Annotated in this window: 13 protein-coding genes; 5 read left to right on the top strand and 8 right to left on the bottom strand. The window is 61.2% G+C overall.

Translation table 11 applies throughout. The annotated features are described in order from the left end of the window. Positions 1-149 precede the first annotated feature (149 nt). The 4 genes from A15D_RS08120 to A15D_RS08105 are packed head-to-tail and all read left to right on the top strand — an operon-like array spanning position 150 to position 3,930. On the top strand, positions 150-803 hold the full coding sequence (locus A15D_RS08120; protein WP_102791517.1) for a LysE family translocator: 654 nt from the start codon (positions 150-152) through the stop codon (positions 801-803). A 14-nt stretch (positions 804-817) separates the two neighbouring features. After that, complete coding sequence (locus A15D_RS08115) at positions 818-1,264, top strand: hypothetical protein (protein ID WP_102791516.1); 447 nt, start codon at positions 818-820, stop codon at positions 1,262-1,264. A gap of 33 nt (positions 1,265-1,297) precedes the next feature. Next, on the top strand, positions 1,298-3,196 hold the full coding sequence (locus A15D_RS08110; RefSeq protein ID WP_102791515.1) for a copper resistance system multicopper oxidase: 1,899 nt from the start codon (positions 1,298-1,300) through the stop codon (positions 3,194-3,196). After that, positions 3,196-3,930: a copper resistance protein B gene (locus tag A15D_RS08105; RefSeq protein WP_102791514.1), complete on the top strand. Its 735-nt coding sequence runs from the start codon at positions 3,196-3,198 to the stop codon at positions 3,928-3,930. Before A15D_RS08110 ends, A15D_RS08105 begins: the two co-directional genes overlap by 1 nt. Before the next feature lie 435 nt (positions 3,931-4,365). Here the strand turns inward: A15D_RS08105 and can are convergent, their stop codons facing one another. Together can and moaA are read right to left on the bottom strand one after the other, a co-directional pair. After that, positions 4,366-5,013 carry a carbonate dehydratase gene (gene can, locus A15D_RS08100; RefSeq protein ID WP_022984685.1) on the bottom strand — a complete coding sequence of 216 codons (648 nt, stop codon included), beginning with the start codon at positions 5,011-5,013 and terminating at the stop codon, positions 4,366-4,368. Positions 5,014-5,034: 21 nt separating this feature from the next. After that, positions 5,035-6,048, bottom strand: a complete 1,014-nt coding sequence (gene moaA, locus A15D_RS08095; RefSeq protein ID WP_102791513.1) for a GTP 3',8-cyclase MoaA — start codon at positions 6,046-6,048, stop codon at positions 5,035-5,037. 171 nt (positions 6,049-6,219) lie between these two features. Here moaA and A15D_RS08090 point away from each other — a divergent pair, with 171 nt between their 5' ends. Continuing rightward, entirely contained in the window at positions 6,220-6,708 is a 489-nt protein-coding gene (locus A15D_RS08090) for a peptidylprolyl isomerase (RefSeq protein WP_031226154.1), read from the top strand. Positions 6,709-6,775: 67 nt separating this feature from the next. Here A15D_RS08090 and A15D_RS08085 read toward each other — a convergent pair whose 3' ends face one another. The 6 genes from A15D_RS08085 to A15D_RS08060 all read right to left on the bottom strand — a co-directional run bounded on the left by A15D_RS08085 (position 6,776) and on the right by A15D_RS08060 (position 12,845). Further along, complete coding sequence (locus A15D_RS08085) at positions 6,776-7,447, bottom strand: class I SAM-dependent methyltransferase (protein ID WP_102791512.1); 672 nt, start codon at positions 7,445-7,447, stop codon at positions 6,776-6,778. Between the two features lie 32 nt (positions 7,448-7,479). After that, on the bottom strand, positions 7,480-8,952 hold the full coding sequence (locus A15D_RS08080) for a cobyric acid synthase (protein WP_102791511.1): 1,473 nt from the start codon (positions 8,950-8,952) through the stop codon (positions 7,480-7,482). A gap of 240 nt (positions 8,953-9,192) precedes the next feature. Continuing rightward, positions 9,193-9,804, bottom strand: coding sequence for a cob(I)yrinic acid a,c-diamide adenosyltransferase (gene cobO, locus A15D_RS08075; protein ID WP_102791510.1), 612 nt, complete (start codon positions 9,802-9,804; stop codon positions 9,193-9,195). Between the two features lie 22 nt (positions 9,805-9,826). Continuing rightward, positions 9,827-11,173 (bottom strand): cobyrinate a,c-diamide synthase, encoded by a 1,347-nt coding sequence (locus A15D_RS08070; RefSeq protein ID WP_233192162.1) that lies wholly within the window; start codon positions 11,171-11,173, stop codon positions 9,827-9,829. After that, positions 11,170-11,934 carry an ABC transporter ATP-binding protein gene (locus A15D_RS08065; RefSeq protein WP_102791508.1) on the bottom strand — a complete coding sequence of 255 codons (765 nt, stop codon included), beginning with the start codon at positions 11,932-11,934 and terminating at the stop codon, positions 11,170-11,172. The genes A15D_RS08070 and A15D_RS08065 overlap by 4 nt, the downstream gene beginning before the upstream one ends. After that, a complete protein-coding gene (locus A15D_RS08060) occupies positions 11,934-12,845 on the bottom strand; it encodes an iron ABC transporter permease (protein ID WP_102791581.1) in 912 nt (303 codons plus the stop codon). Before A15D_RS08060 ends, A15D_RS08065 begins: the two co-directional genes overlap by 1 nt. Positions 12,846-12,870 lie beyond the last annotated feature (25 nt).

Raw genomic sequence — 12,870 nt, 5'->3', positions numbered from 1 at the left:
AAGTCGCCAATCAGTCACGGGCATCAACTTCGCGTTTCAACTTTAAACTTTCAACTGCTTGCCGCCCAATCGCATCTCACTGCTGCGCTGCTCTTCAACCTGTCACACCAACCCGTTACAGTGCCCGCTTTCACCTAACGAGACTCTGAATGCTGCCGTTACACGACTGGCTGTTGCTCGCCAGCATTTGCGCCCTTGGCGCCATGACGCCAGGCATCAGTCTGGCGGTGATTACCCGACACACCCTGCATGGCGGTGCCCGGGCCGGCGCGATTGCCGGCCTCACCCATGCCCTGGGCGTAGGCATCTGGGCAGCCGCCACCGTGGCGGGCATGGCGGTGCTGTTCAAACGCTACCCGGGACTGGAATTGGCCTTCAGCTTGCTGGGGGCCCTCTTTTTGTTGTGGATGGCTTGGAAAAGTTGGCAGGCCAGCCGCCAATCGCAGGCTCCGGCACACACCTCACCCCCGTCCAACGTGATACATGGCGCTGCCTGGGACGGTTTTGCCGTGGCCTTCCTGAATCCCAAAGTGGCACTGTTCTTCCTTGCCCTGTTCAGCCAGTTCCTGTCATCGGAGATGGGCCAGCCCGCCCGAATCCAGATTGCGCTCACCGCCATGATCATCGACGGTGGCTGGTACGTGCTGGTCGCCCTGTTACTGGGTCGCAGCCGCTTTTTACCCTGGTTGCGCGAACACCATCACTGGGTGGAACGGGGCACCGCCGTACTGCTGGTGGTGATTGCCTGCAGCGTCGTCACTCAGACGCTATGGCTAGATCCGCCAGCATTGACCTGGGGGTAACCCCCCGGTTCATAATGCCTGCCATGATGTTGTTCCTGCGTTGCCACACCCGCACCAGGGCCCTGGTCGCCCTGCTTGTCACCGCCCTGATGCTGGTGACGGGTAATGCTGTGGCAACGGCAGGGAGCATGGCACCGGGGCCCCATCCGCCCTCCGGCGCGATGATGATGGATCACAGCACCCTGACCCATTGCCACCATCAGGCATCACCCGCCGCTGCCAGCCCCTCGGAGCACAGCCAACACGCCCTGCACCGACCGGCTCCCAAAGACAACCGCCCCCACTGCGAAGACGGCGACACCTGCCAGTGTCTGACGCTGTGTCAGGTCAGCACCGCCTTGCTGCTGCATTTGCCTGCCAGCCAGGAACCTCCCGCCCTGCGTTTTGACTCTGCAACGACCCCAAAAGAGTTTCCCGGCATCCACCGTCTCCCCCTTCGCCCACCGTCCCGGAAAGTTTGAGCCCGTTTTTCCTCAAACCTTCTGGAGACCAACATGGAAAAGAACCGATTTTCCCTGCCGCGCCGACGCTTCGTGCAGGGACTCGCGCTGGGTACCGCCGGCCTGGGACTGGGCCTTGCCCCCCGGCAACTGCTGGCCCGTCAGGGCCATACCGGCGCCCCTGAACTGCGCGGTGACACCTTTCACCTGACCCTGGGCGGCGCCGATGTGAACCTCACCGGCAAGACCCGACCGGCTACCACCATCAACGGCGGCATCCCCGGGCCGACCCTGCGCTGGCGCGAAGGCGACACCGTCACGCTGAAGATCACCAACCTGCTGCCTGAAACCAGCTCTATTCACTGGCACGGCCTGCTGCTGCCCTATCAGATGGATGGCGTTCCCGGCCTGTCTTTCGATGGCATCAAACCGGGGGAAACGTTCACCTACCAGTTCCCGGTAGTACAAAACGGCACTTATTGGTACCACAGCCACTCCGGCTTTCAGGAACAGACCGGCCTCTATGGTTCCATCATCATTGACCCGAAGACCCCGTATCCCCACACGGTTGACCGCGAGCAGGTGGTGCTGCTGTCTGACTGGAGCGACGAAGACCCGCAACAGCTCTACGCCACGCTCAAGAAACTGAGTCACTACTACAACTTCAACGAACGCACCGTGTTCGACACCCTGCGGGACTTTCGCGACAAAGGGGTGATCCAGACGCTCAAGGACCGGCACATGTGGAATAGCATGCGCATGAGCCAGAGCGACCTGGCCGATGTCACCGGCTATACCTACACCTACCTGATGAACGGCCAGACCCCAAACGCCAACTGGACCTGCCAGTTCAATCCCGGTGAACGCATCAAGCTGCGGTTTATCAACGCCAGTGCCATGACCTTCTTTGATATCCGCATCCCCGGCCTGGACATGACTGTAGTTGCCATGGACGGCCAGCCGGTTACCCCGGTGCCTTTTCATGAAGTGCGACTGGGCGTGGCAGAAACTCTCGACGTGATCGTCGAGCCCGACGCTCACCAGGCCTACACCCTGTTCGCGCAGAGCATCGACCGTTCCGGGTATGCCCGCGGCACCCTGACCCCGGCCCCGGGCCTGACCGCCAAGGTGCCGGAGATGGATCCGCCGCCCCTGCTCGGACACACAGAAATGGGGATGGGAGCCATGCATGGCGAAAGCGGCCATGGCGGCATGCAGCACGGCAACGGGGGCAAGATGGACGGAATGGATCACAGCGCCATGGGCCATGAGCATCATGGCGCCAAAACATCAACGCCCCCGCCGCCCCCCTTCGCCGTCGACAACAGCAACCCGGACCTGCCCCCACGGGGTAGCGCCATCGAGCATCCTCCCAGCGAATACGGACCCGGCGTGGACATGCGCGCCATGGCCCCCGGCGACATGCTTGCCGACCCGGGCATCGGCCTGCGCGACCGGCCGTGGAAAGTGCTCACCTACGCGGACATGACCACCCTCGGCAGCACCGTCGATAACCCTGTCGACAGTCTTCACGCGGACCGTGAAATCGTGCTGCACCTGACCGGCAACATGAGCCGCTACATGTGGAGCTTCAATGGCATTGCGTTCGCCGACGCCGAGCCCCTGGAGCTGTACCACAACGAACGGGTGCGCATCACGCTGGTGAACGACACCATGATGACCCACCCCATCCACCTGCATGGCCTGTGGAGCGACCTGGAGCTGGGCAACGGCAAGCTGTTGCGCAAACACACCATCACCGTCAAACCCGGCGAAAAGCTCAGTTATCTGGTCCGCGCCGACGCCCTCGGCCGCTGGGCCTACCACTGTCACCTGCTCTACCACATGGAAGCAGGCATGTTCCGGGAAGTACGCGTGGTACCCGCCCCCCACCCAAACGCAGCAGGCGAGCCGCCCGACGATCCCCACGCCCGGCATGGAGGACACCACTGATGAAACGTTTTACCTCGTTACTGATGCTGGTGGGCTTGAGTGCGACCAGCCCCGCCCTGTATGCCATGAGCGAACACCCCCAACGTTTCGGCCGCGTCATGGTTGATCAACTGGAAGCCCGTGACAGCGACGAAGGCCGCGTGATGGGGTGGGAAGTGGGAGCCTGGTACGGCGGCGACATCAACAAGCTGTTCTTTTCCAGCGAAGGCGAACGGCTCATGTCACCGGAACACGACGACGAGCGCCCCGCCACTGAAAGCGCGGAAACCCGACTGGCCTGGAGCCGCGCCTTTGCGCCCTTCTGGGATTGGCAGCTGGGCGTACGCCGGGACTGGCAGCCCGATGATCCCAACCGGGACTGGGCCAGCATTGGCCTGCAGGGCGTCGCACCTTATCAGTTTGAAATGGACACCAATCTGTTCATCGGCGAAGACGGCCTGACCGAACTAAGGGTCGAAGCCGAATACGAGCTGATGCTGACCCAGAAATGGGTGCTTTCACCCAGTCTGGAGGCCAGTGTCTACGGCAAGGAAGATGAGGAGCTACGTGTAGGCAACGGACTCACCCGTCTGGAAGCCGGGCTCAGGCTGCGCTACGAAATCCGCCGCGAGATCGCACCCTATATCGGCGTTCACTGGGAAAAGCGCTACGGCGACACCGCCGACCTGGCCCGCGCCAGTGGCGAAAAAACCGAACAAGGCATGCTGGTGGCGGGACTGCGCTTCTGGTTTTGAGGGACAGGACACGCTAAGGGGCGGTGAAAACAGCGGGAGATGCGGGATGTCTGGCAACAGCAGCTGAACACGAACAGGCAACCTGCATCGCCCGGCTGATCCCTCCACTATCACCCCGCCGCAGGAGCTATGCTTGCATAGCGATAACGCGTCTCAGTGAGGCTGGCACACCCTCTTGGCATACCCGAACCCGTTCGGTCAGTACCATGTTGCGGTTTTTCTGCGGCATTTTGAGAGGGGGGCGGGAGCTGGAACGATTGCCTCGCTTGGGCTCGGATCGCCATGCGAGCATAGCTCCTACCGGGGGCTCAGGATATTTATTGGCGCCGAACTCAACGAGCTGAGAGGTTTTTCCGTTCTTTGAGGAAGCTCGGGAGGGATGGATTTCCAATCCGTTGGGGTGCAGGGCGGCAGCATTGCCGCCCTGCGGCTTCATCAGCTGGAGCAGCTGCCGTATTCATCTGCTTCCAGGGTACGCAGCTCCTGGTTGCCCTGAATCTGGATATCCAGATCACGCAGGCAGCCATCGCCAATACCGTAGATCCAGCCATGAATGGTCAGCGGCTGATCACGACGCCAGGCTTCCTGGACAACCGTGGTGTTGGACACATTGATCACCTGACGGGCGACATTCAGCTCGCACATCTTGTCCAGGCGCGCCTGGTCATCCGGCAGCTCCGCCAGATTCTTGCGATTGCGCAGGTACAGCTCGCGCACCTGGCGCAGCCAGTTGTCGATCAGGCCGTGAGGGGCGTCTTCCATGGAGGCCTTGACGCCACCACAGCCGTAGTGGCCCACCACCATGATGTGCTTCACCTTGAGCACGTCCACGGCAAATTGCAGCACCGACAGCAGGTTCAAGTCAGTATGGTTGACCAGGTTCGCCACGTTACGGTGAACAAACAGCTCACCGGGCATCAGGCCCACGACTTCGTTCGCCGGCACCCGGGAGTCTGCACAGCCAATCCACAGATACTCCGGGCTCTGCTGCTCGCCCAGCGCCTTGAAAAAGCCAGGGTGCTGCTGCTCAATCTCGTGACGCCACTTTTCGTTGTTGGAAAACAGTTCAGGCAGGGATTTCATGGTCTCTCGCTTATTCCGTATTTAACCGCCGGTCATATTCATGAATCGTACCAGCTGCTCACCCGGATCCAGGGTGAAGTCATGGCGCTCGGGCTTGATGGCCATGGCATCGACAATGGCATTGCGAAGGGGAGTATCGTCGTCCGGGTGGGCTCGCAGCACCGCGCGCAGGTCCACGCTGTGCTCATGACCCAGGCACAAAAGCATACGCCCCTCAGCAGTGATCCGCACCCGATTACACAAATGGCAAAAGTTTTGTGAGTGGGGGGAAATAAAGCCAATGCGACTGTCACTTCCCGGCACCTGCCAGTAACGTGACGGGCCGCCCGTTTTCTCCGCCAGCGGAACCAGATTCAGCCTCTGCGACAAGTCATCTCGCAGCTCCTCGGAGGATACGAACTCCAGCCCCCGATCATGCTCGGTGATCTGCCCCAGCGGCATTTCCTCGATAAACGCGATATCCAGCCCTTTCTCCAGGACGAAGTCTGCCAACGCCGGCACCTCGTCGTGATTGCGGCCACGCAAGATAACGCTGTTCAACTTGATCCGCTGGAAGCCCGCCTGCCGCGCCGCATCAATGCCTCTGAGTACCTGCGCCAGATCGCCGGTGCGGGTCAGCTCGCGAAAACGGTCCGGGTTCAGGGAATCAAGACTGATATTGATACGATCCAGCCCGCCCGCCTTTAGCTCGGAGGCAAACCGGTCCAGCCGCGAGCCATTGGTGGTCAGATTCAGTTCACGCAGCCCAGAAATTGCACCAATATCGCGCACCAGATGCGCTACATCCTTGCGCACCAGCGGCTCCCCCCCAGTGAGGCGAATGCGTTTGACCCCCAGTGCCACCAGCACCCTGGCCAATCGCCCCATTTCTTCCAGGGTCAGCACCTGCGCCCGCGGCACAAAGGTCATATCCTCCGCCATGCAGTACACACAGCGAAAGTCACAGCGATCGGTGACCGACAGCCGTACGTAGTCGATGGTGCGTCCGAAACGGTCCTCAAGGACCGGGGACGAAGGGGAATCCGGATGCGTCATGGCCCCTACTTTAGCAAACCGCATGCCCGACCGTCGTGGCCGCGTTTATCGGTTCAGCGGCCCCCCGGTTGGTCAGCCCCGCCGTGCTGTTGTTAGAATGGCCGTCTTTCCGGGTGTAGGGGCGTTGTCATGGCCCTGCATTCCAAATTCATCTACCCCAAAAGGGTTTCCATGCAAATCTCTGAAAATGCCGTAGTGTCCATCCACTACACCCTGACCAACAACGCCGGCCAGACCATCGACTCTTCTGTCGAGCGTGGTGAACCCCTGGCCTACCTGCACGGTGCCGGCAACATCATCCCGGGCCTGGAAAAGGCGCTGCTGGGCAAGCAGGCTGGCGACAAGCTGGATGTGACCGTCACCCCGGAAGAAGGCTACGGCGAGCGTCACGAACAACTGATCCAGCAGGTGCCGAAAACCGCCTTCGAAGGCAACGAAGACAACCTGCAGCCGGGCATGCAGTTCCAGGCCCAGACCGAAGCCGGTCCGCGCATCTTCACCATCACCGCCGTGGAAGGCGATGAAGTCACCGTAGACGGCAACCATCCGCTGGCCGGTGAGACCCTGAACTTCGCCGTGGAAATCACCGAAGTACGCGAAGCCTCAGCCGAAGAAAAAGAACACGGCCACGTACACGGCCCGGGCGGTCACGATCACTGATCGTTGATGGCTTCGCAAAAAGGCTCCCAATGGGAGCCTTTTTTGTTGAATCCGATCAGCCGAGAGTCTAAACAGAATCAGACTGCCGCACCGTTCCACTAAACACCCCCATACATCCCACCGCTTTTACCGACACAGTGTCGAGGCGACACTCCAGCTCATGTCTGAGGCCTGCCAGGGAATCTCCCGCATTATTGAAAACCCCCTTGGCGTTATAGAGCGCCATCAACCCCTTCGCCATCACCGATCGCTCAACTCCGCCCTGCAATAACGTCGCCCCGAACACCGTCGCTCCCGGGTTCATCAAGGGCAGCAAATTATCCAGCGCGCAGGCTTTATCGCTCATCTCGCCCGGCAGACAATGCAGTAAAAGATTCATGCCCAGCGAGCCAAACCGTTCACCGGGAAACGTCACAGGCTCTAGCACATTGCACTGGTGCGTTACCGGTTGATAACGCCGGATTCGTTTTGCGCACGCAGACAGGCTGTCTGGATTCAGGTCCATCAAGGCAATTCTCGGGGCTCGCCCGGAGAACGAGACCTTGTCCAGAAAATACCCCGTACCTACACCTACATCGAGGTGATCAGGACGAATATGACGCTGATAATTGGCCAAAAACTCGTGAGAAGGGCAGCGCCACAACCCGCGACAAGACACCCCCAACACCGCCTGATCGTAGAGCGCCAGGGTCAGGGGTGTATAAATGGCCTGACCGGCATGTGCAGCATCCTTGTGCATGAAGGTTTCTCCATCCTGAGAAAACCCTCAGCTTAGCTCAGCGCGTCAAACCCTGCCTGCAGCCTTTCTGTTTTTTCCTTCAACAAGGTCATATCCATATGCCCCTCCAGCATGTCGGCCAACCGATCCAGCTGCTGCTCGCGATGCATGGCGTAGTCAACACTCGCGTTTGCATCCAGCCCTGCCCAGGCAAGCATGGCATCGGTACTTTGCGGCGAATCAAACAGGCCATGGAGGTAGCAACCCATGACGGCGCCGTCGTCGGAAACGGCACCATCCTCATGGCCATCCAGCCGCAGCATAGGGGACTGCAGCGCTTCGCCCCCCGTGACGCCGTTATGAATTTCATAACCGCGAATGGGCGTACCGGCGAGCAGGAATTGCCCCTGCACATTGCGTAGCTGCTTGCCGGGTACCAGTCGGGTTGTCATGTCCAGCCAGCCGAGCCCTACGCTACTGCCTGACTCACTCTCCAGTCCGTCCGGATCATCAATACGCGCACCCAGCATCTGAAAACCACCACAGATGCCAAGCAGCTTGCCGCCATAACGAAGGTGTCTTTCGATGTCCCGATCCCAGCCCTGTTCGCGAACAAAGGCCAGATCCGAACGGGTAGCCTTGCTGCCGGGCAAAATCACGAGATCCGCCGGTGGCCAGGCTTCACCCATTTTCACAAAGCGCAGGTTCACGCCAGGGTGCAGACGCAGCGGATCAAAGTCGTTGTGATTGCTCATGCGCGGCAGCATCGGCACCACCACATTGAGCGCATCGTTTTCATGGCCACCCTGTTCATCCACCGCATCTTCGGCATCGAGGGTCAAGCCATGCAGGTAAGGCAGCACCCCGAAAACCGGTTTACCGGTGCGCGCTTCCAGCCAGTCCAGGCCACCCTGCAATAGCGACAGGTCGCCCCTAAAGCGGTTAATGACAAATCCCAGCGTGCGCTGTTGCTCGCTTTCCGACAGCAGATCCAGCGTACCGGTGAGATGAGCAAAGACACCGCCGCGATCAATGTCTGCCACCAGTATCACCGGGCAATCCACCATCTCGGCAAAACCCATGTTGGCAATGTCGTTGTCACGCAGATTGATTTCCGCCGGACTCCCCGCCCCTTCCACAATGATCACATCAAAACGGGACGATAAATCCTGCCAGGCCGCCAGCACCGCATCGCGCGCCGTTTTTTTATAAGCGTGATAATCCAGCGCCTGCATATTGCCCAGCACCTGACCGCGAATAATCACCTGCGCACCCATATCGGTTTGCGGCTTGAGCAACACCGGGTTCATGTCGCTATGCGGTTCAACACCACAGGCCAACGCCTGCAAAGCAGTAGAACGCCCGATCTCCCCGCCATCCACCGTCACCGCACTATTGAGCGCCATGTTCTGCGGCTTGAACGGCGCCACCGAATACCCACGCCGTGCAAACCACCGACACAACGCTGCCACCACCGTGCTCTTCCCCGCATCGGAGGTACAGCCCTGAACCATCAAACTCAGCATGGCGAAGACCCGGAGTTGAAAGTGGAAAGTTCAAAGTTGAAACGCGATACGGCGCCTCCCGTAATCACAGCAACGTGGCCGCGCCCACACATCAAGCCGCGATCGCAGCCCCAAATAAAGGCAGCACTTTGTGCTTTTTTTATTTTTAAACTTTGAACTTTCAACTTTGAACTTCCCGCCACTACTTCACACCTATCCAGTTCGGGTTTTCGCTATTCACTGTTAACTGTTAACTATTCACTAAAGTTCGATGCCCTTCTGCGCCCGCACCCCCTGATCCTTGAACGCATGCTTCACCACTTTCATTTCCGTGACGGTGTCGGCCAGCTCGATCAGTTCTTTGGGGGCATAGCGTCCCGTCACCACAGCATGCTGCATGGCAGGCCGGTTTTGCAGATCATCCAGTACCCGGTCCAGGTCGAGGTACTCGTAGCGCAACGCGATGTTCAGTTCGTCGAGCAAAATGAGATCATAGTGGTCGTCCTTGAGCATCTTCGCGGCGATATCCCAGGCGGCATTGGCGGCGGCCACATCGCGCTCGCGGTCCTGAGTATCCCAAGTGTAGCCTTCGCCCATGACGTGATAATCCACGCTGGGCAGGTCACGAAAAAAGGCCTCTTCGCCGGTGCTGAACGCGCCCTTGATAAATTGCACGACCCCCACCTTCATGCCGTGCCCCAGCGCCCGTGCCACCATGCCAAAGCCGGAACTGCTCTTGCCCTTACCGGGGCCAGTGAGCACCAGCAACACCCCCTGGTCCTTGTCCGCATTGGCAATGCGCTCACGCATGATTTCCTGTTTTTTGGCCATCCGCCACGCGTGGCGCTCCTGGCTTTTCGGGTCTGGTTTCATGAGATGCCCCGTTGTCTGTGAATTACGATGCGGTCAACCGACCGGTAAAGATATCTGCCACCAGCGAGGGGGCAGACGGGAAATAACCGTGGAAGAAGCTGGCCAACAGATGGCCTTGCCGATAGATCGCTTCTCCCCCGGTGCCGGATTGTTTTTCACTGTGCCAGGTGGGAGGCAATGCGGTGTCCACCACGGCGTGATGAAAGGTGTGGCCGCGTAGCTGAACACCGCCATGATGCCAGGCGTGCATGCCCAGCCCCTGTAATTTCCGGGTCAGGGTGGCGGTACCCGGCAGCAAACCGAATCCGGCATGCTGACGCCCCTCACCGTCCACCAGGGTTGTCAGGCAGGCCATCAAGCCACCGCACTCTGCCAGCAGGGGCTTGCCCGCCTGGTGGTGCGCCTGCAAGGCATGGCGCATGGCGACATTGTTCGCCAGCGTTTCCCCGTGCAGTTCCGGGTAACCGCCCGGCAACCACACCGCATCCACAGCGGGCAGGCGGCTGTCCGCCAACGGCGAGAAGAACACCAGCTCCGCCCCCATGGCGCGCAGCAGGTCCAGGTTGGCGGGATACAGGAACGCGAAGGCCGCATCCCGTGCGATACCAATGCGGCAGCCTGCCAACAGGGCAGGGACCGGTTCCGGCGGCGGAGCGGAAAAGTTTACCGGCGCGGGCAACCGCCCCAATCCGGCCTGTTCAAGTACCGTGGCCGCCTCATCCAGCCGAGTCTCCAGATCGCTCAATTCTCCGGCCTGTACCAGACCGAGGTGTCGCTCAGGCAGGGTCATGGCTTCATGGCGGGGGATCGCCCCCAGCAGCGACAGGCTCGCGGGCAACCCTTGCGCCAGCAAGGCCGCGTGACGGTCACTGGCCACCCGGTTGGCAATCACTTCGGTCACCTGCAAGGCCTCACGGTACCGGGCCAGCCCCAGTGCCACCGCCCCGAAGGTCTGGGCCATCCCCCAGGCATCAATCACCGGAATCGCCGGGATCCCCGCCAGCACCGCCAGATCGGCACTGGACGGCATGCCATCGAACAGGCCCATGGCCCCTTCCACCAGAATCAGGTCTGCCTCGCTGGCCGCCTGGGCCAGCCGCCAGCGGCATTCCTCTTCGCCGGTCATCCAGGGCTGTAACTGATAGACCGGTGCTCCGCTGGCTACCTCCAGCACCATGGGGTCCAGATAGTCCGGCCCGAATTTGAACACCCGCACACGCCGGCCGGCATTGCGATGCAGCCGCGCCAGCGCGGCTGTCACCAGCGACTTGCCCTGCCCCGACCCCGGCGCACTGATCAGGGCAGCAGGGACCGTTCCCTGAAAAGCAGATGAGGGAGAAGCCGTGGTCATCGTAGGGGTCTCTGTCATGTCGGCACGAACACCGGTTTACCGTTCACCGTGACCACCGACAAGCTCTGGTCATAGAGGCGTTCCAGTGCCTCGGGCACCAGCATGGTATCCGCCGGGCCAAAGCACAGCTCCCCGTCGGGATAGAGCAGCAGAATGTGGTCACACCAGCGCGCAGCCAGATTGAGGTCATGCAGACACAGGAACACCCCCGCGCCGGCCTCCGCCTGCTGGTGCAGCAGCTCCATCACTGCCACCTGGTGATGCAGGTCGAGATGGTTGGTGGGCTCGTCTGCCAGCCAGACCCCCGGTTGCTGGGTAAGGGCCGTGGCAATGGCCACCCGCTGGCGCTCGCCCCCGGACAGGGTGCTGACCAGCCGATCCTTCAAGGTAGACAACGACAAAGCATCCAGCGCTTGATGGGCCAACCGCACATCATCCGCGCCTTCGCGCTGCCAGGGCGACAGAAAGGGGTGACGGCCGATCAGCACGGTCTCCAGTACGGTGGCGGGGAAACTGTCCTGTCGCTCCTGAAACACCACCGCCAAGGTCTGCGCCAAGGTCCGTCTGCGCAGCGATGCCAGCGGCTCGCCATCGACCAGCACCGTGCCGGAACGCGGCGGCCGCAACCCGGCCAGGGTATGCAGCAAGCTGGTCTTGCCTGCCCCATTGGGCCCCAACACTCCCCAGCGTTGCCCGGGAAGGATCCGTGCTGTCAATGGATCGCCACCCTGCCTGCCGGGAATATCCACCACCAGCTCCCGGGCTTCGAGTACGCTCATCAGCGGCTCCGGTACAGAAGGAAGAGGAAGGTCGGCACCCCCAACAGCGCCGTGATGACGCCCACCGGCAATTGCTCCGGGGCCATCAGTGTACGCGCCAGGGTGTCGGCAAAGGTCAGCAGGGCGCCGCCTGCCAGCACGCTGGCCGGCAGAATGATGCGCTGATCGTTGCCCAGCACCAGCCGCAGCATATGCGGAACGATCAGCCCCACAAAACCGACACTGCCTGCGGTGGTCACAGCCACCGCCGTGAGCAGGCTGGCCAGCCCATACACGCCCCACTCCAGCGGCTTGACCGCCACGCCCAACGCCGCCGCCTGTAACGGCCCGCGGGCAAGCACGTTCAGGCTGCGCCCCAGCGGCAGGGTCAGCAACACCGCCGGCACCAACACCAACCAGGCCACCTGTGGCGAATCCGCATAGCTGAGGTCACCCATCAGCCAGTACAGCATGCCGGGCAGTTTTTCCGTGGGGCTCAGTGTCAGCATGAAGGTAATCACCGCCCCCCAGCCGGCTGCAATCACTACCCCGGTCAGCAGCAACCGGGTGGGTGTCCAGCTGCCTCGTCCCTGAGCCAGACCAAATACCAGCACCGTGGACAGCAGTGCTCCCGTAAACGCCGAGCCCGACACCAGCACGGTCCCAAGCCCCAGCAGCATGGCCAACAACGCCCCCACTGCGGCACCGCCGGAAATTCCCAGCACATAAGGATCTGCCAGAGGATTGCGTAACAGCACCTGCATCAGCGCCCCAGCCAACGCCAGCAAGCCGCCGGTGGCAAACGCCGACAAGGCACGGGGGGCACGCAAGGAAAACACCAGGGTGTCATGCAAGGCATTACCGCGCCCCAGCAACACGGCCCACAACTCCTGCAGCGACATCGAGACACTGCCCACCGACAGCGCCACCATCAGCGCCAACAACCCGGCCAGCCCC

The sequence above is a fragment of the Alcanivorax sp. MD8A genome, from assembly GCF_002888555.1.
In the GTDB taxonomy this organism is placed as follows: Bacteria; Pseudomonadota; Gammaproteobacteria; order Pseudomonadales; family Alcanivoracaceae; genus Alcanivorax.
The sequence above is the reverse complement of the archived record's forward strand: the minus strand, read 5'-3'. Positions and strand labels throughout refer to the sequence as shown.

Excerpts from the sequence above, each read along its gene's own strand:
- A15D_RS08120 (WP_102791517.1), top strand. The coding sequence starts at position 150 with ATGCTGCCGTTACACGACTGGCTGTTGCTCGCCAGCATTTGCGCCCTT.
- A15D_RS08115 (WP_102791516.1), top strand. The coding sequence starts at position 818 with ATGCCTGCCATGATGTTGTTCCTGCGTTGCCACACCCGCACCAGGGCC.
- A15D_RS08110 (WP_102791515.1), top strand. The coding sequence starts at position 1,298 with ATGGAAAAGAACCGATTTTCCCTGCCGCGCCGACGCTTCGTGCAGGGA.
- A15D_RS08105 (WP_102791514.1), top strand. The coding sequence starts at position 3,196 with ATGAAACGTTTTACCTCGTTACTGATGCTGGTGGGCTTGAGTGCGACC.
- can (WP_022984685.1), bottom strand. The coding sequence starts at position 5,013 with ATGAAATCCCTGCCTGAACTGTTTTCCAACAACGAAAAGTGGCGTCAC.
- moaA (WP_102791513.1), bottom strand. The coding sequence starts at position 6,048 with ATGACGCATCCGGATTCCCCTTCGTCCCCGGTCCTTGAGGACCGTTTC.
- A15D_RS08090 (WP_031226154.1), top strand. The coding sequence starts at position 6,220 with ATGCAAATCTCTGAAAATGCCGTAGTGTCCATCCACTACACCCTGACC.
- A15D_RS08085 (WP_102791512.1), bottom strand. The coding sequence starts at position 7,447 with ATGCACAAGGATGCTGCACATGCCGGTCAGGCCATTTATACACCCCTG.
- A15D_RS08080 (WP_102791511.1), bottom strand. The coding sequence starts at position 8,952 with ATGCTGAGTTTGATGGTTCAGGGCTGTACCTCCGATGCGGGGAAGAGC.
- cobO (WP_102791510.1), bottom strand. The coding sequence starts at position 9,804 with ATGAAACCAGACCCGAAAAGCCAGGAGCGCCACGCGTGGCGGATGGCC.
- A15D_RS08070 (WP_233192162.1), bottom strand. The coding sequence starts at position 11,173 with ATGACAGAGACCCCTACGATGACCACGGCTTCTCCCTCATCTGCTTTT.
- A15D_RS08065 (WP_102791508.1), bottom strand. The coding sequence starts at position 11,934 with ATGAGCGTACTCGAAGCCCGGGAGCTGGTGGTGGATATTCCCGGCAGG.
- A15D_RS08060 (WP_102791581.1), bottom strand. The coding sequence starts at position 12,845 with ATGGTGGCGCTGTCGGTGGGCAGTGTCTCGATGTCGCTGCAGGAGTTG.